Raw genomic sequence first — 25,409 nt, 5'->3', positions numbered from 1 at the left:
CTTAAGCCAGACGCGGGTTAACTTTATCGGCATCGATGTTGAATTTGGTAATGGCTTCCGCCACCACTTTCTTCTCGATCTCGCCGCGTTTAGCCAGCTCACCCAGCGCAGCAACCACCACATAAGATGCATCAACTTCAAAGTGATGACGCAGATTCTCACGGCTGTCAGATCGACCAAAGCCATCGGTACCCAGCACGCGGTAATCGCTGGCTGGAACATAGCTGCGAACCTGTTCAGCGAACAGTTTCATGTAGTCGGTTGAGGCAACCGCTGGCGCGTCATTCATCACCTGAGCGATGTAAGGCACGCGTGCTTCTTCTGTCGGATGCAGCATGTTCCAGCGCTCACAATCCTGGCCATCACGCGCCAGTTCGGTGAACGAGGTGACGCTGTAGACATCAGAGCCGATACCGTAATCTTTCGCCAGGATCTGTGCCGCTTCACGTACGTGACGCAGGATAGAACCTGAGCCCAGCAGCTGCACTTTGCCTTTGCTGCCTTCTACCGTTTCCAGCTTGTAGATACCCTTACGGATACCCTCTTCCGCACCCTGCGGCATGGCTGGCATATGGTAGTTTTCGTTCAGCGTGGTGATGTAGTAGTAGATATTCTCCTGCGCTTCGCCATACATACGCACCAGACCATCATGCATGATGACAGCCACTTCATAGGCGTAAGACGGGTCGTAAGAGATACAGTTCGGGATGGTCAGCGACTGAATATGGCTGTGGCCATCTTCATGCTGCAGGCCTTCGCCGTTCAGCGTGGTACGACCGGAGGTTCCGCCGACCAGGAAGCCGCGCGCCTGCTGGTCACCCGCCAGCCACATCAGATCGCCGATACGCTGGAAGCCGAACATCGAATAATAGATGTAGAACGGAATCATCGGCAGGTTGTTGGTGCTGTAAGAGGTCGCCGCCGCCAGCCAGGATGAACCTGCGCCCAGCTCGTTGATCCCTTCCTGCAGAATCTGGCCTTTCTCATCTTCTTTGTAGTAAGCAACCTGCTCACGGTCCTGCGGAGTGTACTGCTGGCCGTTCGGGCTGTAGATACCAATCTGACGGAACAGACCTTCCATACCGAAGGTACGCGCTTCATCCGCGAGGATCGGAACCAGACGATCTTTGATCGACTTGTTCTTCAGCATCACGTTCAGGGCACGAACGAAGGCGATGGTGGTGGAGATCTCTTTGTTCTGCTCTTCCAGCAGCGCACCGAACTCTTCCAGCGCTGGCATTTCCAGCTTCTCGGTGAACTTCGGCTGACGCGTCGGCAGGTAGCCACCCAGCTTCTCACGCTGACCGTGCAGGTAAGTGTGTTCTTCTGAGCCTTTTTCGAAGGTCACGTACGGCAGATCTTCGATTTTATCGTCAGCAACCGGCACGTTGAAGCGATCACGGATATAGCGCACGCCATCCATGTTCATCTTCTTCACCTGGTGAGCAATGTTTTTGCCTTCCGCGGTGTCGCCCATACCATAACCTTTGATGGTATGCGCCAGGATCAGCACCGGCTTGCCTTTGGTGTCCTGCGCTTTTTTCAGTGCCGCGTAGATTTTCTTCGGATCGTGGCCGCCACGATTCAGTGCCCAGATTTCATCATCGGACATGTCTTTAACCAGCGCGGCGGTTTCCGGATATTTACCAAAGAAGTGCTCACGCACATAGGCGCCATCACGGGATTTAAAGGTCTGGTAGTCGCCGTCGACGGTTTCGTTCATCAGCTGAATCAGCTTGCCGCTGGTATCTTTGCGCAGCAGCTCATCCCAGCGACCGCCCCAGATGACTTTGATCACTTCCCAGCCAGCACCGGCAAAGATGCCTTCCAGCTCGTTGATGATCTTGCCATTACCGGTGACCGGGCCATCCAGACGCTGCAGGTTGCAGTTGATGATGAAGACCAGGTTATCCAGTTTTTCACGGGTCGCGATGGTGATCGCACCTTTGGATTCTGGCTCATCCATCTCACCATCACCCAGGAAGGCGTAGACGGTCTGAGCAGAGGTATCTTTCAGGCCACGGTGTTCCAGATATTTCAGGAACTTCGCCTGATAGATCGCTGACAATGGACCCAGACCCATAGAAACGGTCGGGAACTGCCAGAACTCCGGCATTAATTTCGGGTGCGGATAAGAAGAGAGACCTTTACCGTCAACTTCCTGACGGAAGTTGTTCATCTGCTCTTCGGTCAGGCGACCTTCAAGGAACGCACGGGCATAGATGCCCGGAGAGATGTGGCCCTGGAAATAGACCAGATCGCCGCCATCTTTGTCATTACGCGCGCGGAAGAAGTGGTTGAAGCACACTTCATAAATGGTCGCAGAAGACTGGAAGGAGGACATATGGCCGCCGAGTTCCAGATCTTTCTTCGATGCGCGCAGCACCGACATGATGGCGTTCCAGCGGATAGCGGAACGGATACGACGTTCAAGAGAGGTGTTGCCCGGATAGTCGGGTTCATCTTCAACGGCAATAGAGTTGATGTAGTTGCTGATAGCAGACGAACCTGCAGCAACGTTCACGCCGCCTTTGCGGGCTGCACCCAGTACCTGATCGATCAGATACTGTGCACGTTCAACACCTTCTTCACGGATGACCGATTCGATCGCCTGTAGCCAGTCACGAGTTTCAATCGGATCCACGTCATTGTGTAAACGTTCTGACATGGGTGTGTTCCTTATCTGTGTCTAATACGTTGAATAATCGGGAGCCTGTCAAAGCACAAGCAGGCAGGCTCGTCGCACATGTCCGTACGATCTTTGTCGCACGTTATTCCTTACGTTGCTGTAAACGACGCAGGGAGCGTTCTCGACGGCTCTGCTCCCGACTTCTGTCCAGCAAGATTTCCTCTATGAACGCCAGGTGACGGTGTGAAGCCTCGCGCGCTTTTTCTGGCTCACGGGCCACAATCGCCTCAAAGATTCTGGCGCGGTGACCGCTCACTTTTGCCAGCATTTCCCGGCGAGAGTAGAGCAATTCGAAATTCTGACGGACGTTTTGTTCCAGCATAGGGCCCATTGAGCGTAGCAAATGCAAAAGCACCACATTATGGGCCGCTTCTGTGACAGCGATCTGATACTGCATCACGGCGTCCGCTTCGGCGTCTAAATCGCCGCTGTCCTGCGCCTGCTGGATGTGCACATGGCAGTCGCGAATGCGCAGCAGATCTTCTTCTGTGCCGCGCAGCGCGGCGTAATAGGCGGCGATGCCCTCTAAGGCATGACGCGTTTCCAGCAGGTCAAACTGTGATTCCGGATGGTCTGCGAGAAGCTCAACGAGTGGATCACTCAGGCTTTGCCAGAGATGCTCCTGTACGAATGTTCCGCCGCCCTGACGGCGCAGCAACAATCCTTTCGCTTCTAAGCGCTGGATCGCTTCGCGGAGAGACGGACGTGAGACATCGAATTGTTTGGCGAGTTCGCGCTCAGGGAGCAGCTTCTCTCCCGGACGCAGTGTCCCTTCCATAATCAGGGATTCGAGCTGTTGCTCAATAGCATCTGAGAGCTTGGGTTGGCGAATCTTACTGTAAGCCATCATCCCTTCTTATTAAGCCAGTCGTCCGGAGTAAATTGGTAATACCAATTGTACAGAGGTGGCGGTAAAGTAACAAAGTATTCACCTTGTGTCTATATGGTGTCTGTGACATTCCCCTGCCACTGAAGCCCGCCCTGACGCTAACTTGCGGTTAAAAAAATGAAAAATTCGCGTTGGGCTGAATGTTAAATAAATTCACTTTTACCAAACCTTACACCTGCTTAGCCCCGAAGCGCAGCGGCATCCATAAGTGAAAGCTATTCGTCATGAACCGCATTTCATGGCAGAAATTTCTCTGGCCTGACGTGACCGGGACGGCGTTTTTTCAGTCAACTCTCAGCACGAAAGGCGAAAGCAGGTGCAAAGCGATTCGCTTATCACTATTCTTGTCGCCAGGGTAGCGCATGGCAGCACTCAGCACGCCAGATACCGTAAAATAATCAATACGTTAATGTAACTACTTCCTTACAGCGAACCGCGCTGGGAACGAAGAATAAAAACATCACGAGGTTTGTATGGAACAACAGCAAGGCGAGGCGCTGAAACGTGGTCTTAAGAACCGCCATATTCAGCTCATCGCGCTGGGTGGAGCAGTAGGAACCGGCCTGTTTCTGGGCAGCGCATCGGTCATCGAATCCGCCGGTCCGGCCGTTATTCTGGGCTATGCCATTGCCGGTTTTATTGCCTTTTTAATCATGCGCCAGCTGGGCGAGATGGTCGTTGAGGAGCCGGTTGCCGGCAGCTTCAGCCACTTCGCCTATAAATACTGGGGCAACTTTGCCGGCTTCGCCTCGGGCTGGAACTACTGGGTACTTTACGTGCTGGTCGCCATGGCAGAGCTCACTGCCGTCGGCAAATATATTCAGTTCTGGTGGCCCGACTTTCCGACCTGGGCCTCGGCAGCCATCTTCTTCGTCATGATTAACGCCATCAACCTGACCAACGTGAAAGTCTTTGGTGAGATGGAGTTCTGGTTCGCCATTATTAAAGTGGTGGCGGTCATTGGCATGATCCTGTTCGGCGGCTGGCTGCTCTTCAGCGGCAACGGCGGTCCGCAGGCGACGGTGCGTAACCTCTGGGAACAGGGCGGCTTTTTCCCGCACGGCATTGGCGGTCTGGTGACGGTCATGGCGATCATCATGTTCTCATTCGGTGGGCTGGAGCTGGTGGGGATCACCGCCGCTGAAGCCGATAATCCGGAAGTCAGCATCCCGAAAGCGACCAACCAGGTGCTGTGGCGCATCCTGATTTTCTACATTGGTTCACTGGCGGTGCTGCTGTCACTGATGCCGTGGAGCCGTGTCACCTCTGAAGTCAGCCCGTTTGTCTTTATCTTCCACGAGCTGGGCGATGCCATGGTGGCGAATGCGCTGAACGTGGTGATCCTGACGGCCGCCCTGTCGGTCTACAACAGCTGCGTTTACTGCAACAGCCGTATGCTGTTTGGTCTGGCTCAGCAGGGCAACGCGCCCAAATCGCTGCTGAAAGTTGACCGTCGCGGCGTTCCGGTCTTAACCATTCTGGTTTCTGCGGTCGCCACGGCGCTCTGCGTGCTGATCAACTACCTGATGCCCGGTGAAGCGTTCGGCCTGCTGATGTCACTGGTGGTCTCTGCACTGGTCATCAACTGGGCGATGATCAGCCTGGCGCACCTTAAGTTCCGTCGTAAGAAAGACCAGCAGGGCGTGACCACCCGCTTCAAAGCACTGCTCTATCCGGCCGGTAACTGGATTTGCCTGATCTTCCTGGCGGCAATACTGGTGCTGATGGCAACCACGCCAGGCATGGCCATCTCTGTCTGGCTGATCCCGGTCTGGCTGGTGATTCTGGCGCTGGGTTACTTTATTAAGAACCAGACGCAGAAAGTCTGATCCCTTCTCTTATCCGGTGCGCCAGCTCAGGCGCACCGGCCACTTTCGTTCTGTTACTATTTTTATTGCTGACGGGTAGTGATAATTTTTTCCTGCTTCTCACCCACTAAAGGAAAAAATAACTATGCGTGAACTCGCACCTTCAGAAATTATGGCCGTCAGCGGATGTGGCCTGATTCAGGATATCACCACCGCCGTCGGCCAGCAGGCCGGTTCGCTTTTGGGCAGCGTGATGGGTTCCCTGATACCGATTCCCTTTCTCAACGGCGTGATCTCCTCGGTGGCCAGTACGCTTTTCAGCACCATTGGTGGCTGGATTGGCAGTCTGCTCGGTGGCCTGGTTGAAGGGCAGAATAACAGCGCAGCTTAACGATTCTCTGCCACCCTGCCCCGCTTAAAGTGATGTGAACGGGCCCGCGCCTGCGTGCCAGTTCACATTTTTTTGCGCCCGCCCGTTTTGTCCATCTCTGTGACTCAATACTGCCACGCCGTGAGTGACTTAAGCGCTGATAATCATTAGCTTCATGGTTTGCAGGAGAAGCACAATGAAGCCCGCGGCACTCACATTCAAAGAAAAACTGGGTTATGGCATGGGCGATGCCGGATGCAACATGATTGGCGGTGCCATCATGCTGTTCCTCAACTACTTCTATACCGACGTGTTCGGCCTGGCTCCGGCGCTGGTGGGCACGCTGCTGCTCTCGGTCAGGGTGCTGGATGCGGTCACCGACCCGATTATGGGTGCGATTGCCGATCGCACCCAGAGTCGCTGGGGCCGTTTTCGTCCCTGGCTGCTGTGGGTCTCCGTTCCCTACGTGCTGTTCAGCGTGCTGATGTTCACCACGCCAGACTGGACCTATCACAACAAGGTGATCTGGGCATTTGTCACCTACTTCCTGATGTCACTGACCTACACCGCCATTAATATTCCTTACTGTTCACTGGGCGGCGTGATTACCAGCGATCCCGGCGAGCGCGTCTCCTGCCAGTCCTACCGCTTTGTTATGGTCGGCATCGCCACGCTGACCCTCTCCCTGTCACTGCTGCCGATGGCGGAGTGGTTTGGCGGCGCGGATAAGGCGCGCGGCTATCAGATGGCGATGGCGGTGCTGGCCACCCTGGGCCTGGCGATGTTTCTCTTCTGCTTTGCTACGGTGCGTGAACGCATCCGCCCTGCCGTTCCCAGCAATGATGACCTGAAAAAAGATCTGCGTGACGTCTGGAAGAATGACCAGTGGGTCCGGATCCTGCTGCTCACCTTCTGCAACGTCTGTCCCGGCTTCATTCGCATGGCGGCGACCATGTACTACGTAACCTGGGTCATGGATCAGTCAACGCACTTCGCCACCTTGTTTATCAGCCTGGGGGTAATCGGCATGATGGTGGGCAGCACGCTGGCGAAAGTGCTCACCGACCGCTGGTGCAAACTCAAAGTCTTTTTCTGGACCAATATCGCGCTGGCCCTTTTTTCCAGCGGCTTTTACTGGATCGATCCGCACGCCACCCTGATGGTCGTGGTGGCTTATTTTGTGCTGAATATTCTGCATCAGATCCCCTCTCCCCTGCACTGGTCACTGATGGCCGATGTGGATGACTACGGCGAATGGAAAACCGGTAAACGCATTACCGGCATCAGCTTCTCCGGCAACCTCTTTTTCCTCAAGGTGGGTCTGGCTGTCGCGGGAGCGATGGTCGGTTTTCTGCTCTCAATGTATGGCTACAACGCGGGCGCAAAACAGCAGTCAGCCGAGGCGATTAACGGCATCATGCTGCTGTTTACCGTTATTCCGGGCGTCGGCTACCTGATCACCGCCGGCGTAGTACGGCTGATGAAGGTTGACCGCAAAATGATGCTCACCATCCAGCAGGATCTGGCGCTGCGTCGCAAAAACTTCCACGACTTACACACTGTTCATCTGCACAACCGTGCTGCCACGCCAACCGGAGATGTAAAATGAGCCCAACCTGGCCGAATCCTTTTATTGAGCAGCGCGCTGACCCGTTTATTCTGCGCCATGAACAGCACTACTATTTTGTCGCCTCAGTACCGGAATATGACCGGCTGGAGATTCGCCGCGCCACCACGCTGGCTGACCTGCGCAGCGCAGAACCGGTGGTGGTCTGGCACAAGCCGGAGAGCGGCCCCTTTAGCGAACTCATCTGGGCACCCGAGCTGCACTATATCGACGGGCTGTGGGTGATCTATTTCGCGGCGGCACCGACGCGCGACATTAAAGAGGGATTATTCCAGCATCGGATGTACGCACTGGTGTGCGAGGCCGGCGACCCGCTGCAGGGCGAATGGCAGCCCTGCCGGCGCGTCTTCAGCCAGCTTGACAGCTTTTCACTGGATGCCACCCACTTCGTGCATCAGGGTAAAAACTGGTATCTCTGGGCACAGAAAGATCCCGCCATTCCCGGTAACTCCAACCTCTATCTGGCGGAGCTGCTTAATCCCTGGACGCTGAAAGGCACGCCGGTAATGCTGAGCCGGCCTGAATATGAGTGGGAGTGTGCAGGATTTAGCGTGAATGAAGGACCGGCGGTCATTCGTCATGGTGACAGGCTGTTTGTTACCTACTCCGCCAGCGCCACCGATGAGAATTACTGCCTGGGCATGCTGTCGATTGCCGCAGAGGCGGACCCGCTCGACGTGACCGCATGGCAGAAATCGGCGCGGCCGGTGTTTGTTTCCAGCTGGGACAATCATCAGTATGGGCCGGGGCACAACAGTTTTACGCAGGATGAGTCGGGGCGGGACGTGCTGGTCTACCATGCACGAAACTACACGGAGATTGAGGGCGATCCGTTATGGGACCCGAACCGCCATACCCGACTGAAATATTTCAGCTGGCGCAGCGATGGCACGCCCGATTTTGGCGTGCCCCCTGCCGATCACACCAGCGTGCCATAAATCGTCAGCAGCGCTACCGCCACCACCAGCACCAGTGAGGTCCGTTTCGCCAACGCCACGGCAACCCGTGGCGTTTCAACTTTATCCGTGTGCGGATCGCGGGACAGCGAGAACTGCGCCAGGGTGGTCAGCACCTGATACTGAGAACGGTGACGATCGGTCAGTGAGACAAACCAGGCGGGCAGCGCCTTTTCACCGTGGCCCAGCAGAGCGTAAGCCACCCCCGCCAGCCGGACCGGTATCCAGTCGAGCAGATGCAGAATACCGTCGACCCCCGATTGCGCCCGCGCCATCGGTGTGCCGTGCTTTGCCAGCCAGCCCTGCCAGGCTCGCAGGAAGGCGTAACCCACCAGCAGCACCGGTCCCCAGGGGCCACCCACCACCAGCCAGAACATCGGTGCCAGATAGAAACGGAAGTTTATCCAGATCAGCGCATTCTGCAGCTCGCGCAGAAATTCGCGTTCGCTGCACTCCACCGGCACACCATGAATCAGCGTCAGCTCCGCCGCCATCGCCTGATGCGCCGCATCGTCGTCATGACTGGCCGCCTTCAGATAGTGATGGTAGTGCTGCCGCACTGAACCGGCCCCGATACAGAGCAGCCCGACCACAATCCAGAACAGCAATAGCACCACGCCAAACAGCACGCCTTTCAGCGTCACCAGCACCAGTGCCGTCAGCGCCATCGCCAGCACGGTCATCAGCAGCGTCCGCATCATGGAGAAGTGGCGGCGATGGCGAAAAATCGGCTCCAGCCGGTGTTCAAGCTGCCAGTGCTCGCCCAGTTTAAACAGGCGTTCCCAGCCCAGAACCAACAACAAGGTAAACAACGTCATACTGACCCCGCAAAAATCAGGATTTTTGCTGCGTTAACAGCTCTCTGTAGTACTCCCAGTCAAAAGCAGGACCAGGATCGGTTTTGCGCGCCGGAGCGATGTCGCTATGCCCGGTAATACGTGCAGGCGTGACCGGATAGTGCTGCAGCAGCAATTGCGTAACCTGCTGCAAAGCCCGATATTGCGCCCCGGTATAAGGCTCGCTGTCAGTTCCTTCCAGCTCGATGCCAATAGAGAAGTCATTGCAGTTTTCCCGGCCCTCAAACTGCGAAACCCCCGCATGCCAGGCGCGCTTATCAAAGGGGACATACTGCACAATCTCGCCGTCACGGCGAATCAGGCAGTGTGCCGCCACTTTCAGTGCCGCGATATCGGCAAAGTAGGGATGCGCATCCGGCGGAAGCGTGCCGGTGAACAGCTTATCGATCCACGGTCCGCCAAACTCTCCCGGCGGCAGGCTGATATTGTGAATCACCAGCAGCGACGGCGCCTCATTGTCAGGTCGTTCATTGCAATGTAATGAGGGCACCTGACGTACGCCGGTCAGCCAGCCCTGTTTAATTTTCATACCGGATTTCCTTGTTCTGCCTGGCTGAGAATAGCATGAATAATAAAGGATTCTTGCCCCTTAGTGTGTCGGCAGCGTGACATTATCTGATTCTTTGTTAAGGATACTAAACAAAATACAGTTTATGGCTGGCACCGCGTGGCAGTTCAGGCTATTGTGACCGCCTCAGACATCCCCTTTTCTGGAGTGTAAGCCTATGTCTTCTCGTGGTTATGATCCCGACAGCCGCCGTCAGGCGCTGATTAAACGCATTGAAAGTGACATCCCGGATGCCGTTGCGCTGGCGTTAAAGGAGGATCTCGGTGGGGAGATCGACGCCGACCGCGATATCACCGCACAGCTGTTACCGGCCGATACCCAGGCCCATGCGCAGGTCATCACCCGCGAAGCCGGTGTTTTCTGTGGTAAACGCTGGGTCGAAGAGGTGTTTATTCAGCTGGGCGCGCACGCCACCCTGAACTGGCACGTCAGTGATGGCGATCCGATCAAGGCTGACCAGCTGCTGTTTGAAATTGAAGGCCCGGCGCGCCTGCTGCTGACCGCCGAGCGGACGGCGCTCAATTTTGTGCAGACGCTCTCCGGCGTGGCGACCGAAGTCAGGCGCTATGTTGCGCTGCTGGCAGGCAGCCAGACCCAGCTGCTGGACACGCGCAAAACCCTGCCCGGCCTGCGGACGGCGCTTAAATATGCCGTGCTCTGCGGTGGCGGCAGCAATCACCGGCTCGGCCTCTCTGACGCCTATCTGATCAAAGAGAATCATATTATCGCCAGCGGGTCGATTGCTCAGGCGGTGGAAAGAGCGCAGTGGTTACAGCCAGATGTGCCGGTTGAAGTTGAGGTGGAATCGCTGGAGGAGTTACGCCAGGCGCTGGAGGCCGCCGCTGACATTGTCATGCTGGATAACTTCAGCCTGGAGGAGATGCGGGCCGCCGTCGAACTGAATCAGGGGCGGACGCTGCTGGAAGTTTCCGGCAACGTTACCGAAGCCACCCTGCCGCAGATTGCCCTGACCGGCGTGGACTACGTTTCGGTTGGCGCACTGACCAAACATGTCCGGGCGCTGGATCTCTCGATGCGTTTTCAGCAAAAGTAAACCGCAGCGGCACGGTCAGTGCCGCTGCCTCTGTCCGCGCATTCTGCTGACCCGCCCGCGCGGCCACACGTTTTGCGACCTCGCTTACAGCGCCATTGCTACTGCGCTGTAACGCCGCACATTCTTTCGGTGATCCTTTCCAGCCTGAAAACTCGCCACTGTTTTTCACCGCCCCCGCTTTTTACCCTGTCGACTTCTTAATCAGGAGACGATGGAATGAACTATCAACGTGGATTTACGCTGGTTGAACTGATGATTGTGGTCGGCATTGTGGCGATTCTGAGTGCCATCGGCCTGCCCGCCTATCAAAACTATCTGCAGCGCGCCGCGCTCACCGACATGCTGCAAACGATGGTGCCCTATAAAACCGCCGTCGAACTCTGTGCCATGGAGCGCGGCGGCCCGACGCAGTGTCAGGCCGGACAGGCTGGTATCCCTGCTGCGAAAGGATCGCGCTACGTTTCGGCACTGAGCGTCACTAACGGGGTGATTACACTGACCGGCCAGGAGAGTCTGAATGGCCTGAGCGTTGAAATGGTGCCGATTCATGATGCCACGGATGGCAGTATCAGCTGGCAGCGCAGCTGCACCAGCAGCAACAACAATCTGCGCGACAATTGCCTGGAACAGTTCCGCTTTGCGGATAAAGGGGCCAGCGATGAATCCGCCTGACGACGCAATCACGGCACTCTGCCAGCGCTATCGCGCGCTGATTTTGCAGCATGATGCCGATCGGTTACGCGTTGCCGTGGCGGAGAGCGTTCCGCCCGGCCTCTCTGAAGCGCTTCACTTTGCCAGTCAGTGTCAGATTGACATTGAATGCTGGCCGCAGGCCCGCCTGGATCAACGTCAGCACGCCGACACGGGGCGGGTCGCGCGCGAAGAGACACCCGCTGAATCGGCGATTGAAGCCGCCGAGCTGATTCTGCGTCAGGCGCTGGAACGTCGCGCCTCGGATGTGCATATCGAACCCGGCGCTGAGGGGATGCGGGTGCGGCTGCGCATTGACGGTGTCCTTCACCCGCTCTCTTCCCTGCCTGTAACCCAGCCTGCGGCGCTGCTGGCGCGCCTGAAAATCCTCGGCGGACTGGATATTGCCGAACGCCGGTTGCCCCAGGATGGTCAGTTCAGTCTGGCGATCGCCGGTCAGTCAGCCTCCTTTCGTCTGGCAACGTTACCCGTGTATGGCGGTGAAAAAGCAGTCATCCGGCTGTTGCAGAGTGAAAGCGCGGCGTTGTCACTGGATAAGCTCGGCCTCCCCCCTGCGCAGCTGCGCCTCTTCACGGCGGCGCTGGCCCAGCCGCAGGGGCTGATACTGGTCACCGGGCCGACCGGCAGCGGTAAGACATTTACCCTCTACAGTGGACTCAGCGCCCTGAACCGGCCGGAAAAAAACCTGTGTAGCGTGGAAGATCCGATTGAGATCCCGCTGTCCGGCATTAATCAGACGCAGATCCATAACCGCAAGGGGCTGGATTTTAACCGTGTGCTGCGGGCGTTACTGAGACAGGATCCGGACGTCATTATGGTCGGAGAGATCCGCGATGCCGAAACGGCAGAGATTGCAGTGAAGGCAGCGCAGACCGGCCATCTGGTGCTTTCAACTCTGCACACCAACTCCACCGCCGAGACGCTGACGCGGCTGCGGCAGATGGGCATCCCCGGTTATCTGCTGGGCCCGGCGCTGAAGCTGATCGTGGCTCAGCGCCTGGTCCGGCGCCTCTGCCCCCATTGCCGTCAGCCGGCCCAGGCGGTAGCGCACTACCCCACAGAAATCTGGCCCGGCACGCTGCAAACCTGGCGGGCGCCCGGTTGCGATCACTGTTTCTCCGGCTACTTTGGCCGGCTGGCGCTGTTTGAACTGCTGCCGATCAATGCCAGGCTACAGAATGCCATTGCTGCTGAGATGCCGCTGGAGAATCTGCTCACGCTGGCAAAACAGCAGGGATTGCGCACCCTGCTGGTTTCCGGTCTGGAAGCCGTAAGCCGGGGCGACACCTCGCTGGAAGAGATGCAGCGGGTCATCGGGCTGGACGATGGCTGATGCAGCGCTGTTCCGCTGGCAGGCGGTAGATAGCCAGGGGCAGTTGCGCAGTGGTCAGCTGCTGGCGGTTGATAGTGAAACCCTGCTGCGGGTGCTGGCGCAGCGCGACCTGCTGCCCGTGAGCTGGAAGCGGGAAAAGGGCTGGCGTCAGTCGGAATGGAAGTGGCAGCAGAAGAGCGATCTGATACGCCAGCTGGCAACCCTGCTCAAAGCCGGTCTGCCGCTGGCAGAGAGTCTGGCGTTGCTGGCAGAGGGGCATCCGCATGCAGGCTGGCGGGCATTGCTGCTCGCCCTGCATTATCGGGTGCTCAGCGGCACCCCTTTTTCTCAGGCATTACGTGAATGGCCACAGATTTTTCCGGCGCTCTATCCGGCACTGATGGAGGTGGGTGAACTGACCGGTCAGCTTGATGTCTGCTGCGATGAGCTGGCCCGTCAGCAGATCCGGCAACAGCAGTTAGGTCAGCAGGTGGTGAAAGCGTTGCGTTATCCGCTGTTCATCCTGCTGGTGGCCCTCGCTGTCACCTGCGGCATGCTGCTGTTTGTGCTGCCTGAGTTCGTTGCCGTCTATGACGCCTTTGACGCGCCCCTGCCCACCTTTACGGCAGCGGTGATGCAGCTATCAGCTCTGCTTCAGGCATGGGGAGGCGTCCTCGCTTTCGGCGTAACGCTGATACTGGCGATTGTGTTTCAGTTGCGACGACGCTCTGCGGAGTGGCAGCGCCGCGAACAGGCGCTTTTGCTGCGCCTCCCCCTGCTTGCCGGATTATGGCGGGGGATGCAGCTGACGCAGATCTACACCATCCTGACGCTGACGCAGCGTGCCGGGTTGACCCTGTTGCAGGGACTGGCCGCCGCAGAAGTGACGCTCTCTGCCCTGCTCTGGCGGGAGGCCATGGCCGCCCTCCAGCAGCACATTGCTCAGGGTCATCCCCTGCATCAGGCATTGATGCATCATTCGCTGTTCACGCCGTTATGTGGTCAGCTGATTCGGGTCGGCGAAGAGGCGGGAGCACTGGATGTGATGCTGGCGCGTCTGGCGGAGTGGCACGAGGCAGAGACCCGCAAACGTGCTGATACCCTGGCGGCGTCGCTGGAGCCGGTGATGATGGTGGTCATTGGCGCTATCGTCGGCTCGCTGGTAGTCGCGATGTATCTGCCCGTATTCGGTCTGGGTGATGCGATGCATTAAGGGGCGCCGGATGCGCCCCGGACGATTACCGGTTGAATACGCGGTTTTCCTGCTCATTGACCCGGATGAAGGTCGTGCGTTTGGTCAGCTCTTTCAGACGCTCAGCCCCGACGTAGGTGCAGGCGGACCGCAAACCTCCCAGAATATCCCGTGCAGTATCAGCCACCGGGCCACGTAATGGCAGCTTCACCGTTTTACCTTCGGCGGCCCGATACTGGGCGACACCGCCGACATGACGTTTCATTGCCGATTCAGAACTCATGCCGTAAAACAGCATGAAGCTTTCGCCATTTTCTTCGACGACCTGCCCTTCACACTCATCGTGTGCCGCCAGCATGCCTCCCAGCATCACAAAGTCCGCTCCACCACCAAAAGCTTTCGCAATATCGCCTGGCACTGAACAGCCGCCATCACTGACAATCTGTCCACTTAAGCCATGGGCTGCATCGGCACATTCAATGACGGCAGAAAGCTGCGGATAGCCCACGCCGGTTTTCACCCGGGTCGTGCAAACTGACCCCGGGCCGATGCCAACCTTAACGATATCCGCGCCCGACAGAATCAGCTCTTCAACCATTTCCCCTGTCACCACATTACCGGCACAGATGGTTTTCGCGGGAAACATCTCACGAGCGCGCTGCAGAAAATCAACAAAATGCTGCGAGTAACCGTTGGCCACGTCGATGCAGATAAACTGCAGATCGTCGGAGAGCGCCATAATGGCGACCAGCTTGTTCAGATCGTTTTCAGAGGTGCCGGTTGACACCATCACATGCTTCAGAACCGTGGCGGGGACGCGCTGAATAAACGCCCGCCACTCCTCCACGCTGTAGTGCTTGTGAACGGCGGTGAGAATAGCAAAACTGGCCAGCGCCTCAGCCATTAAAAAGGTGCCGACGGTATCCATGTTGGCCGCGATAATCGGGATGCCGCTCCAGCTCAGGCGGGAGTGGCGGAAGGTGAAGCTGCGTTCCAGCTCGACCTGCGAGCGGCTTTGCAGCGTGGAGCGTTTGGGCCGGATTAAGACATCTTTAAAGCCCAGTTTCAGATCTTCTTCAATACGCATAAACAGTGTCCTGGTAGGTGGCAACAACTCGCCGTTCGCGAAATAAGCACGGTTCCAGTGACGTTATATTACGCGCCTCTGGCGACGCGACAAGACTGCGAATTTCACTTTATTTACGCTACAATCCGTAAAATTTATTGCTGCTTTACTGGTGTGATCTGTCGCTCATTTTTGCGTTTTTTATTCAGATCATTACCCTGAACCTATGTCCATATGAGAAGCCAGGTGAGAAACATGCCCTATACCGTCGCGCTCACAGGAGGAATCGGCAGTGGTAAAAGCACCATAGCCGGAGCCTTTGCTGCGCTTGGTGTGGAAATTATTGATGCTGACCTGATCGCACGCGAAGTTGTCGAGCCGGGCACTCCCGCTCTGCAGGCCATTGAGGCGCGCTTCGGCGCATCGATCGTGACCGGACAGGGAACGCTTGACCGTGCCCGCCTGCGCGAAATTATTTTCCAGCAGCCCGAAGAGAAAAGCTGGTTAAACGCGCTGCTGCACCCGCTGATTAACGCCCGGACGCGACAGCTGATCGCCCAGGCGGCCTCACCTTATGTGCTCTGGGTGGTGCCACTACTGGTAGAAAATCAGTTACAGCACCAGGCTGATCGGGTGCTGGTCGTGGATGTTGATGAGGAGACGCAGTTAGCCCGTACCCGACAGCGCGATGGGCTCTCCCTTGAGCAGGCGCAACGTATTCTTTCCGCGCAGGCGACGCGCCAGCAGCGCCTCGCCTGTGCCGACGATATTATTGATAACAGTGGCGAGCCCGATGACGCCTTGCCACAGGTTGCCGGACTTCACCAGCGCTACCTCCGGCTGGCGGCAACGAAACAGGATTAATAACATGAGCACACCCGTTCTGTTTGAACACCCACTGAATGAAAAAATGCGGACCTGGCTACGGGTTGAGTTTTTAATTAATCAGTTAGACGAAACGACCCCGCTGGATAAAACCGTCAACGCACTGACCTTTTTCCGCCTCACCGGCGAGTTGCTCGACATTTTCGAGCGGGGCGATATTCGCACAGAGCTGCTGAAAGAGCTGGAGCGTCAGCAGCAGAAATTACGCGCCTGGGCGGATGTGCCGGGTGTCGATATGACGCGGGTTGATGCCCTGAGCGATAAACTCAAAAGTCAGTCAACCAGGTTGATGAATGCACCACGGATGGGGCAGCAACTCCGCGAGGATCGTCTCATTGCCCTGGTTCGCCAGCGTCTGAGCATTCCTGGCGGCTGCTGCAGTTTTGATTTGCCGGGTCTGCACATCTGGCTGCATCTGCCACAGGAAGTCCGCGATGCGCAGGTTGAAGCCTGGATGCAGACCCTGGAGCCACTCCATCATGCCCTGGCGATGGTGCTGGATTTGATCCGCCAGTCGGGTTCGTTCCATACGCAGACCAGCCTCAATGGCTTTTATCAGGATAATGCCGAGGATGCCGATCTGCTGCGACTGCAGCTGTCGCTGGACGATGCGCTCTATCCACAGGTGTCCGGCCACAAAAGCCGCTACGCCATTCGTTTTATGCCGCTGGACAGCGAGCGCGGCGAAGTGCCCGCCCGCCTTAACTTCCAGCTGGCCTGTTGTTAGAGGTAACTATGCAGCAAGAAGTCATGACCGTCTCCTGTCCGCAGTGCGGCAAAGAGGTGATCTGGGATGAACTCAGCCCGTTTCGGCCGTTTTGCAGTAAACGCTGTCAGCTTATCGATTTAGGGGAATGGGCTGCCGAAGAGAAACGCATTCCCAGCAGCGATGATATGAACGACAGTGAAAACTGGAGCGAAGAAGATCGCTGACAGAAGGATGGGGCGCACTGCCCCATCTGCTCAGAGCTCGCCGGCGACCAGACGCGCAATCAGTTGATGATTCGCGGCCGGAAATTCGTCGGCGACCAGCGCCTGCTGATCAACCCAACGCTGCGGCTGCCCCTCTTTACCCCACGGCTCTCCCTTCCAGCCTTCGACCAGAAAGAAATGCAGCGTCACGCGCAGATCGTCATAGGTGTGGTCGGCATGACCAATCGGGCGCGCATCGGTCACTTCAATACCGGTTTCTTCGTGAAGTTCTCTGACGAGCCCCTCTTCCGCGCTTTCGCCCGCTTCAATCTTACCGCCGGGAAACTCCCATTTGTTCGCCATGTAAGACGTTGACGCGCGCTGGGCAAGGAAAATTTGTTTACTGGCATTGCGAATGATGCCAACCGCAACCTGCAGGTGCTTCATGGAAACTGTCCGGTCGTAATGAGTGAGGGCTGATTTTAGAACATGCTATAGCGGAAGTTAACCGCTTTACGTCTGCTCTGGCGAGATGGGCCGCGGGCATAAAAAAAAAGGAGCCAGCGGCTCCTTTTTCATCAGCATTGCGTATCAGGCGATACGGCCATGACACTGCTTGTATTTCTTACCGGAACCACATGGGCAGGGATCGTTGCGGCCGACTTTACGTTCACCGCTCTGCTCTGCCGCCGGTTCTGCCAGCGCATCCTCTTCTACGTGGCTCAGCTGCTGCTGCTGCGCCAGACGTTCGGCTTCTTCACGACGCTGCTGCTCCATCGCTTCAACCTCTTCAGGCATACGCACCTGAACCTTGCTCAGGGTACTGATCACTTCATACTTCAGTGATTCCAGCATCGCAGCGAACATGGCGAAGGATTCGCGCTTGTACTCCTGCTTCGGATCTTTCTGCGCATAGCCACGCAGATGGATACCCTGACGCAGATAGTCCATCGCAGCCAGATGCTCTTTCCACAGCGAATCCAGCGTCTGGAGCATCACGCCTTTTTCGAAGTTACGCATCATCTCGGCACCGACGATCTCTTCTTTGGCAGCATAGCTCTCGGTCGCGTGGGTCATGATGCGCTCACGCAGCACTTCCTCGTGCAGATCCGGCTCTTTATCCAGCCATTCCGCAATCGGCAGGTTAAGATCGAAGTCGGCGCGCAGACGCTCTTCCAGCCCTGGCACGTCCCACATCTCCTCCAGTGACTGCGGCGGAATGTAGGTATCGATGGTCGCTTTGTAGACATCGTGGCGAATGCTGTTAATGGTTTCGCTCACATCAGAGACATCCAGCAGCTCATTACGCTGGCTGTAGATAGCGCGACGCTGATCGTTTGCCACATCATCATATTCCAGCAGCTGCTTACGAATATCGAAGTTACGGCTTTCAACTTTGCGCTGAGCATTGGCGATCGCTTTGGTCACCCATGGATGCTCAATCGCCTCGCCGGGCTTCATGCCTAGTTTACGCATCATATTCGACACGCGATCGGAGGCAAAAATACGCATCAGCGCATCTTCCATTGAGAGGTAGAAGCGTGAGGAACCGGCATCACCCTGACGACCTGCGCGACCACGCAGCTGGTTGTCGATACGGCGGGACTCGTGACGCTCGGTACCGACGATGTGCAAACCCCCTGATGCCAGAACCGCATCGTGACGAACCTTCCAGGCCGCTTTGATCTCTTCGATCTGCGCTTCGGTCGGATTCTCCAGCGCCGCCACATCGGCATGCCAGCTGCCGCCCAGCATAATGTCTGTACCACGACCCGCCATGTTAGTGGCGATCGTTACCGCACCCGGCTGACCCGCCTGCGCCACGATATCCGCTTCGCGGGCGTGGAACTTGGCGTTCAGAACGTTGTGTTTAATACCCGCACGGGTCAGTTCGTTAGAGACCACTTCCGATTTTTCAATCGAGATTGTCCCCACCAGCACCGGCTGACCGTTAGCAGTACGCTCACGGATATCTTCGATAATCGCATCGATCTTCTCTTTCTCGGTCATGTAGACCAGGTCAGCCAGATCTTTACGTACCATCGGACGGTTGGTCGGCACCACGATAGTGTCGAGTTTATAGATGGAGCTGAATTCGAACGCTTCTGTGTCTGCGGTACCGGTCATACCGGCCAGCTTCTCGTAGATACGGAAGTAGTTCTGGAAAGTGATAGAGGCCAGCGTCTGGTTCTCGTTCTGAATCTCTACACCTTCTTTTGCTTCAATCGCCTGATGCAGACCATCGGACCAGCGACGACCCTGCATGGTACGGCCGGTGTGTTCATCAACAATCACGACCTCGCCATCTTTGACGATATAGTCCACGTCGCGGGTAAAGAGCGCATGAGCACGCAGCGCCGCCGTAACGTGATGCATCAGCATGATGTTGGTCGGTGAATAGAGTGACTCACCCGCTTCCATAATGCCCTGGCTGACCAGCAGCTCTTCCACCTTAACCAGACCGCGCTCGGACATGTGAGCCTGACGCGCTTTCTCATCGACCCAGAAGTCACCTTCACCCTGATGGGTTTCGTTATCTTCCTTATCCTGACGAACCAGATGAGGGATGATTTTGTTCACTTTGGTGTAGAGGTCAGAACTGTCTTCTGCCGGACCGGAGATAATCAGCGGCGTACGCGCTTCATCGATCAGGATGGAGTCGACCTCATCCACCAGCGCGTAATGCAGTTTACGCTGTACGCGCTCTTCCGGGCTGAAAGCCATATTGTCGCGCAGGTAGTCGAAGCCATACTCGTTGTTGGTGCCGTAGGTAATGTCTGCAGCGTAGGCTTCGCGCTTCGCTACCGCAGGCAGGCCCGACATGTTGATACCAATGCTCAGGCCAAGAAACTCGAACAGTGGACGGTTGTTTTCCGCATCGCGCTGAGCCAGATAGTCGTTGACGGTCACCACGTGAACGCCTTTGCCGGAGAGGGCGTTCAGGTAGGCTGGCAGGGTCGCGGTCAGGGTTTTACCTTCACCGGTGCGCATCTCAGCGATGCAGCGGTCGTTCAGCACCATGCCGCCGATCAGCTGAACGTCGAAGTGACGCATGCCAAATACACGTTTACTGGCTTCACGCACCGTCGCAAAGGCTTCAGGAATCAGGCTCTCCAGCGATTCGCCTTTTTTCAGGCGCTCGCGGAACTCGTCCGTTTTGGCTTTCAGTTCATCATCAGAGAGCTTCTCGAAATCAGGCTCCATCTTGTTGATGACATCTACCACTTTGCGCATGCGGCGCAGCGTACGATCGTTGCTGCTGCCAAAAACCTTGGTCAATATTTTGCTTAACATAATCAATAGTTTCTCAATTCAGCCGGCGCTTGCCGGACTGCGAAATCTTAACAGAGTGAATAAAACCAAAAATATTAGCAGAACAATCGGGCAGGTCCGGCGCGAATGCCATGCACGCTGGCATGCCACTCAACCCATGAGCGGGTTACGGCGGTGAAAAGCGGGGGTGCCGTCATCAGCTGCGGGGCGGTATGCCGCGCAGAATGAGACGTCAGTAAGTTATGCAGTGAATCAATCAGCGCCAGCTTTTGTGCCGCCAGCGGTAAAATCTGTGGCTCCGCCTGGGCCTGTGGCGCCAGCGTGAACGAAAGATGACGGATAACCGTACGGATGGCGTGCTGATGCCAGTAATCCACGCTGAAGCTGGGACGGCGGGACGCTTCCTGAAGCCGTATCAGGTGGTCAAAACGTGCGGCACTGCCCAGAAAAAGGCTGCTGGCCGGAGATTCTGAAGAGGTGCTGAGTTCGGAGTTTTGCGCACAGGCTGGCAGGCCAAAGCTGGCCGCGACCATCCCTAACAGGAGATGGGGCCAGAAATAGCGTCTACCCAATTGTCGCCAGCGCTGAAGAATCCCGATCACACCCTTTCCATTGCGCATGCTCCTGCGCCTTTGTTTTCGTTCAACCGCCGCATGCTGCAACGGATTTCGGCCTGTAAAAGCGCCACAGATAGTATCATTAATGTGGGGCATCCACACCTGAGATTAAAGTGGCGGTGTGAGAAAAGGCGAGCGATTGTTCAGCAATTCAGCAGAACAGACAAGGCGTTACGAGAGAGGTCACACTATTGCGACGGATAAGATGGGGGCAATAAAAAACGGCTGGCGCCGCTGACCGGAGAGGGTGTCAGCATAACCAGCCATTTCGCGTTCCGGGGTAATTAAGCCAGAACCAGATTCGGTGCTTTGAATGCCAGCGGCAGTTCAGCTTCGTCTTCGAAGGTTGCCCATTCCCAGGCTTCCTGCTTAGCCAGAACCGCTTGCAGCAGCTTGTTGTTCAGTGCGTGGCCTGATTTGAATGCAGTAAATGCACCAATGATGTTGTGACCACACATAAACAGGTCGCCGATAGCGTCCAGCATTTTGTGACGGACAAACTCGTCTTCAAAACGCAGGCCTTCTTCATTCAGTACGCGGAAATCATCCAGACCTATCGCACAATCTAAGCTACCGCCCAGGCACAGGCCTTTAGACTGCAGATATTCGATTTCACGCATAAAGCCAAATGTACGCGCCCGGCTGATCTGACGAACAAAGGCATCAGCAGAGAAGTTCATCGCATAACGCTGTGAGCTGGAATCGATAGCCGGGTGTTTGAAGTCGATGGTGAAATCAAGCGAGAAACCGTTGTACGGTTTGATCTCGGCCCATTTATCACCCTCTTCCACACGCACGGTCTGCTTAACGCGCACGAATTTCTTCGCGCTGTTGAGCTGCTCGATACCCGCATCCATCAGCAGATAGATAAACGGTGCTGCGCTGCCATCCATGATCGGGATTTCCGGAGCATCGACTTCAACAATAATGTTATCGATACCCAGACCGGCCAGGGCGGCATTGAGGTGTTCGACCGTTGAAATACGCACGCCGTCATCATTCACCAGGCAGGTACTCAGCATGGTGTCGCGCACGTATTTTGCATCAGCCGGAAAATCTACCGGTGGATTCAAGTCGGTGCGACGATAGATGACCCCGGTGTTAGCCGACGCAGGGCGTAATGTCAGGGTGACTTTTTTGCCGGTATGCAAACCGACACCCGTCGCCTGAACAATACGTTTTAATGTCCTTTGTTTGATCATCGCATTATCTCGCAATATTACCTTTCCGACCGCCAGTATACTTTACCAGCGGGCAGACACTTTAGCACAAAGAGCGGAGAACCCCAATTATAGGGTTAATCCTAATCGGCCTGCTTGCGTAAAAAGGCCGGAATATCAAGATAGTCGGGCTCTTTGTTCGACTGCGCAGCCTGGTCGTTAACCACTTTGGCAGCGGGTTTCTGCTCCTGCGGCAGCGGTGACATACCGTGCTGCTGATAGCGGTGATCCATCACAGGCTGGCTGGCTGGCTTGTTAGTGACCAGCGTGATTTCCGGACGCTTGTCCATGCCGATACCGGTTGCCACCACGGTGACGCGCAGTTCGTCGTTCATTTCCGGATCCAGCGAGGTGCCGATAACCACGGTTGCGTTGTCAGAGGCGAAGGCGCGGATGGTGTTACCCACGGTTTCGAACTCATCCAGACGCAGATCGAAGCCTGCCGTAATGTTGACCAGCACGCCACGTGCACCAGACAGGTCGATATCTTCCAGCAGTGGGCTGGAGATCGCCATTTCAGCCGCTTCTTCCGCGCGATCTTCACCGCACGCAACGCCTGAACCCATCATCGCATAGCCCATTTCAGACATGACGGTACGCACGTCAGCAAAGTCGACGTTCATCAGGCCCGGACGGGTGATCAGCTCGGCAATACCCTGGACTGCACCTTTCAGCACGTCGTTGGCTGCGCCAAACGCATCCAGCAGGGAGATGCCGCGACCCAGCACTTTCAGCAGCTTGTCGTTAGGAATGGTGATCAGTGAATCGACATGCTTAGAGAGTTCAGCGATCCCCTGCTCGGCAAACGCCATGCGTTTTTTGCCTTCGAAGTTGAACGGCTTGGTGACCACGGCCACCGTCAGGATGCCTAAATCCTTTGCCACTTCAGCCACGACAGGCGCTGCACCGGTACCGGTACCGCCGCCCATGCCGGCTGCGATGAACACCATGTCTGCCCCTTCCAGCGCAGAACGCAGTGCTTCGCGATCTTCTTCTGCAGAGTTACGGCCCACTTCCGGATTCGCACCCGCACCCAGACCTTTGGTAATGTTGTTACCGATCTGGATCGTCTGGCCGACCGCTGTTTTACGCAGCGCCTGAGCGTCGGTATTCACAGCAAAGAATTCCACACCTTCGATACGCTCGCGTACCATGTGCTCTACGGCGTTACCGCCGCCGCCACCGACGCCGATGACTTTAATCACCGCGTCGTTGGTTAATTCCATAGGTTCAAACATGATTTCTCTCCGTTATGTGCCTGTCGCCTGGAGATCACTAAAGAAAACAGCATGATCTCCTTTCACAAAAATTAAAACTCTTTTTTTAACCAACTGTTAAAACGCTTGAACCAGTTACCTACTGAGACACGCTTTTCGGTCTCTGCATCACCGTTCATGTGCGACTCTTTGCCGTAGTGCAGCAGTCCCACCGCGGTCGAGTAGTACGATTCCTGCGCATAATCAGTCAGGCCAGTAATATTCAGCGGCTGTCCGATACGCACCTGCGTATGGAATACGCGTTGCGCACAGGCCGCCAGTCCTTCAATTTGCGCGGCGCCACCGGTCAGGACAATGCCTGCGGCTAAGTGGTGCTTCACGCCCTGCTGACGCAGTTGTTCCTGTAACTGCAGAATCTCGTCGTTGACCAGATTCAAAAGTTCGGTATAACGCGGCTCAATCACCTCTGCCAGCGTCTGACGCTGCAGGCTGCGCGGTGGACGTCCACCCACGCTTGGCACTTCAACGTTTTCATCTTTGCCGACAATCGATCCCAGCGCACAGCCATGGCGCACTTTAATCGCCTCCGCATCGGTTGGCGGTGTGCCAAACGCATAGGCGATATCGCTGGTGACAACGTTGCCCGCATACGGAATAACCTTAGTGTGCCGTAAAGCGCCGCCGGTATATACGGCAATGTCCATTGTACCGCCACCAATGTCGACAACACACACGCCCAGCTCACGTTCGTCTTCCGTTAAAACGGCAAAACTGGAGGCGAGACCGGCAAAAATCAGCTGATCGACTTTCAGCCCGCACCGCTCAACGGCTTTCACGATATTCTTCGCCATGTCATTGTGACAGGTGATCAGGTGCACTTTCGCCTGCATACGCACGCCGGAAAGGCCGACCGGGTTCTTAATCCCTTCCTGATAGTCGATGGCATATTCCTGAGGAATCACGTGCAGGATGCGATGCTCATCACGCACACGCACCGATTTGGCGGTATGCACGACGTTCTCCACATCATCCTGAGTCACTTCCTCTTCCGAAATCGGAACCATCCCGATTTCGTTCTGACAACTGATATGTTTGCCCGATAAAGCAAGGTAGACAGAGGAGATCTGGCAATCTGCCATCAGCTCAGCCTGGTCGATGGCACGCTGAACGCATTTCACCACCGACTCAAGGTCGTTTACGCCACCTTTATCCATACCGCGGGAGGGACAGCTGCCCACCCCAATAATGTTGACCATACCATCGGGCAGAATTTCCCCAACCAGGGCGGCGACCTTCGCAGTGCCGATTTCGAGTCCAACTACCAGTTTTCTGTCCGTTGCCTTGATCATTGTTGTTTAGCCTGTGCCTGGTTCTGTTGCTGATTACTGTCCTGTGGCTCCATCACAACCGGTGTCCAGCCAACAGAAGCGCCCGAGTCGTATCGCAAATCCACGTAGCTGATACGTTTGCTCTCGTTCTGACCTTGCTGTTCCAGCACCGGGTAGAGCTCAATAAAGCGATTCAGTCGTTTCATGGTGTCGCTGCGGCCCAGCTCGATACGAACATCATCGCTGATGACCAGCTGCCATGAACGCCGGGCCGTCATCGACGCCACCTTCAGAGTAAACTTCCGGGCTTTCAGCACATCATCCATGCTGTGATAGCCCGCCAGGACCTCTTTCTCACTCCCTTCAGGTCCATACAGCATTGGCAACGTCTCTTTACCAATGTGGCTGGCAGGCACACTGAAGGAAACCCCATCAGCATCCACCATATGCACATCGTTCCAGCGCGCCACTGGCGTGTACTCCACCAGATGAATCTTCAGCTCGTCCGGCCACTGTTTACGCACGCTGACCTGCTTGATCCACGGCAGCCGCTCGATCTGCTGCTGCAGGATGTCGACATTCTGCGACATAAAGGTGCCCGGTGGGCCAAGCGACAGGATCGCCTGGCGGATATCATCGTGCGTGGTGTAGTGCGTCTGCCCCGTTACCACCAGTCTGGATAACGGCAACCGGGACGCATCATTCATCCACTTCAGCACCACCAGCCCGCCGGAAATCATAATCCCGATGACAATCAGCAGGAAAACAATACCGAACAGTCGGGCTCCGTTACTGCGCCCGGTGCGAGTACGCTCCTGCGGTTCACGGTTTCGAACTCTCATCGCCGCCTGTGACATA

At 56.3% G+C, this 25,409-nt stretch carries 23 protein-coding genes; 11 read left to right on the top strand and 12 right to left on the bottom strand.

Annotation, left to right across the window (positions count from 1 at the left end; genetic code table 11):
• Position 1: 1 nt before the first annotated feature.
• Entirely contained in the window at positions 2–2,668 is a 2,667-nt protein-coding gene (aceE, locus tag AC6I7A_RS03280) for a pyruvate dehydrogenase (acetyl-transferring), homodimeric type (protein ID WP_058957898.1), read from the bottom strand.
• A 103-nt stretch (positions 2,669–2,771) separates the two neighbouring features.
• Positions 2,772–3,536: a pyruvate dehydrogenase complex transcriptional repressor PdhR gene (gene pdhR, locus AC6I7A_RS03275; RefSeq protein WP_009092096.1), complete on the bottom strand. Its 765-nt coding sequence runs from the start codon at positions 3,534–3,536 to the stop codon at positions 2,772–2,774.
• A gap of 515 nt (positions 3,537–4,051) precedes the next feature.
• Between pdhR and aroP the strand changes: the two genes are divergently transcribed.
• From aroP to AC6I7A_RS03255, 4 genes are all read left to right on the top strand, one after another.
• Positions 4,052–5,407 carry an aromatic amino acid transporter AroP gene (gene aroP / locus AC6I7A_RS03270; protein WP_009092097.1) on the top strand — a complete coding sequence of 452 codons (1,356 nt, stop codon included), beginning with the start codon at positions 4,052–4,054 and terminating at the stop codon, positions 5,405–5,407.
• Positions 5,408–5,531: 124 nt separating this feature from the next.
• Positions 5,532–5,777: a hypothetical protein gene (locus AC6I7A_RS03265; protein WP_009092098.1), complete on the top strand. Its 246-nt coding sequence runs from the start codon at positions 5,532–5,534 to the stop codon at positions 5,775–5,777.
• A 175-nt stretch (positions 5,778–5,952) separates the two neighbouring features.
• Positions 5,953–7,365 (top strand): glycoside-pentoside-hexuronide (GPH):cation symporter, encoded by a 1,413-nt coding sequence (locus tag AC6I7A_RS03260; protein ID WP_058957897.1) that lies wholly within the window; start codon positions 5,953–5,955, stop codon positions 7,363–7,365.
• Entirely contained in the window at positions 7,362–8,321 is a 960-nt protein-coding gene (locus AC6I7A_RS03255) for a family 43 glycosylhydrolase (RefSeq protein WP_058957896.1), read from the top strand. The genes AC6I7A_RS03260 and AC6I7A_RS03255 overlap by 4 nt, the downstream gene beginning before the upstream one ends.
• On the opposite strand, the gene ampE is transcribed toward AC6I7A_RS03255, so the two are convergent.
• Positions 8,303–9,157 (bottom strand): beta-lactamase regulator AmpE, encoded by an 855-nt coding sequence (gene ampE / locus AC6I7A_RS03250; RefSeq protein ID WP_058957895.1) that lies wholly within the window; start codon positions 9,155–9,157, stop codon positions 8,303–8,305. The genes AC6I7A_RS03255 and ampE overlap by 19 nt on opposite strands.
• A 16-nt stretch (positions 9,158–9,173) precedes the next feature.
• Entirely contained in the window at positions 9,174–9,725 is a 552-nt protein-coding gene (gene ampD / locus AC6I7A_RS03245) for a 1,6-anhydro-N-acetylmuramyl-L-alanine amidase AmpD (RefSeq protein WP_009092102.1), read from the bottom strand.
• A 196-nt stretch (positions 9,726–9,921) separates the two neighbouring features.
• On the opposite strand from ampD, the gene nadC reads away from it, so the two are divergent.
• The 4 genes from nadC (at position 9,922) to hofC (ending at position 14,054) form a co-directional block, all read left to right on the top strand.
• Positions 9,922–10,818, top strand: a complete 897-nt coding sequence (gene nadC, locus AC6I7A_RS03240) for a carboxylating nicotinate-nucleotide diphosphorylase (RefSeq protein ID WP_058957894.1) — start codon at positions 9,922–9,924, stop codon at positions 10,816–10,818.
• Positions 10,819–11,034: 216 nt separating this feature from the next.
• Entirely contained in the window at positions 11,035–11,490 is a 456-nt protein-coding gene (gene ppdD / locus AC6I7A_RS03235; protein WP_009092106.1) for a prepilin peptidase-dependent pilin, read from the top strand.
• Entirely contained in the window at positions 11,477–12,862 is a 1,386-nt protein-coding gene (gspE, locus tag AC6I7A_RS03230; RefSeq protein ID WP_058957893.1) for a type II secretion system protein GspE, read from the top strand. Before ppdD ends, gspE begins: the two co-directional genes overlap by 14 nt.
• A complete protein-coding gene (hofC, locus tag AC6I7A_RS03225; RefSeq protein WP_058957892.1) occupies positions 12,855–14,054 on the top strand; it encodes a protein transport protein HofC in 1,200 nt (399 codons plus the stop codon). Before gspE ends, hofC begins: the two co-directional genes overlap by 8 nt.
• Before the next feature lie 25 nt (positions 14,055–14,079).
• On the opposite strand, the gene AC6I7A_RS03220 is transcribed toward hofC, so the two are convergent.
• Positions 14,080–15,120, bottom strand: a complete 1,041-nt coding sequence (locus tag AC6I7A_RS03220) for a GMP reductase (RefSeq protein WP_058957891.1) — start codon at positions 15,118–15,120, stop codon at positions 14,080–14,082.
• Between the two features lie 234 nt (positions 15,121–15,354).
• Between AC6I7A_RS03220 and coaE the strand changes: the two genes are divergently transcribed.
• The 3 genes from coaE to yacG are packed head-to-tail and all read left to right on the top strand — an operon-like array spanning position 15,355 to position 16,917.
• Positions 15,355–15,963 carry a dephospho-CoA kinase gene (gene coaE / locus AC6I7A_RS03215; protein WP_009092113.1) on the top strand — a complete coding sequence of 203 codons (609 nt, stop codon included), beginning with the start codon at positions 15,355–15,357 and terminating at the stop codon, positions 15,961–15,963.
• A 4-nt stretch (positions 15,964–15,967) separates the two neighbouring features.
• The gene (zapD, locus tag AC6I7A_RS03210; protein WP_009092116.1) at positions 15,968–16,711 is read left to right on the top strand and encodes a cell division protein ZapD; all 744 of its coding nucleotides are present in this window, start codon (positions 15,968–15,970) and stop codon (positions 16,709–16,711) included.
• An 8-nt stretch (positions 16,712–16,719) separates the two neighbouring features.
• Complete coding sequence (gene yacG / locus AC6I7A_RS03205) at positions 16,720–16,917, top strand: DNA gyrase inhibitor YacG (RefSeq protein WP_009092117.1); 198 nt, start codon at positions 16,720–16,722, stop codon at positions 16,915–16,917.
• 30 nt (positions 16,918–16,947) lie between these two features.
• On the opposite strand, the gene mutT is transcribed toward yacG, so the two are convergent.
• From mutT to ftsQ, 7 genes are all read right to left on the bottom strand, one after another.
• On the bottom strand, positions 16,948–17,343 hold the full coding sequence (gene mutT / locus AC6I7A_RS03200; protein ID WP_009092119.1) for an 8-oxo-dGTP diphosphatase MutT: 396 nt from the start codon (positions 17,341–17,343) through the stop codon (positions 16,948–16,950).
• A gap of 144 nt (positions 17,344–17,487) precedes the next feature.
• Complete coding sequence (secA, locus tag AC6I7A_RS03195) at positions 17,488–20,190, bottom strand: preprotein translocase subunit SecA (RefSeq protein WP_009092121.1); 2,703 nt, start codon at positions 20,188–20,190, stop codon at positions 17,488–17,490.
• A 74-nt stretch (positions 20,191–20,264) separates the two neighbouring features.
• Entirely contained in the window at positions 20,265–20,771 is a 507-nt protein-coding gene (gene secM, locus AC6I7A_RS03190) for a secA translation cis-regulator SecM (RefSeq protein WP_223812705.1), read from the bottom strand.
• A 299-nt stretch (positions 20,772–21,070) separates the two neighbouring features.
• The gene (gene lpxC, locus AC6I7A_RS03185) at positions 21,071–21,988 is read right to left on the bottom strand and encodes a UDP-3-O-acyl-N-acetylglucosamine deacetylase (RefSeq protein WP_009092125.1); all 918 of its coding nucleotides are present in this window, start codon (positions 21,986–21,988) and stop codon (positions 21,071–21,073) included.
• A 101-nt stretch (positions 21,989–22,089) separates the two neighbouring features.
• Positions 22,090–23,244, bottom strand: coding sequence for a cell division protein FtsZ (ftsZ, locus tag AC6I7A_RS03180; RefSeq protein WP_009092127.1), 1,155 nt, complete (start codon positions 23,242–23,244; stop codon positions 22,090–22,092).
• A 71-nt stretch (positions 23,245–23,315) separates the two neighbouring features.
• The gene (ftsA, locus tag AC6I7A_RS03175) at positions 23,316–24,572 is read right to left on the bottom strand and encodes a cell division protein FtsA (RefSeq protein WP_009092129.1); all 1,257 of its coding nucleotides are present in this window, start codon (positions 24,570–24,572) and stop codon (positions 23,316–23,318) included.
• Positions 24,569–25,408: a cell division protein FtsQ gene (gene ftsQ / locus AC6I7A_RS03170; RefSeq protein ID WP_058957889.1), complete on the bottom strand. Its 840-nt coding sequence runs from the start codon at positions 25,406–25,408 to the stop codon at positions 24,569–24,571. Before ftsQ ends, ftsA begins: the two co-directional genes overlap by 4 nt.
• Between the last annotated feature and the right edge of the window lies 1 nt (position 25,409).

The organism is Type-F symbiont of Plautia stali (genome assembly GCF_059731105.1).
This window is presented reverse-complemented; position numbering and strand designations above follow the sequence as displayed.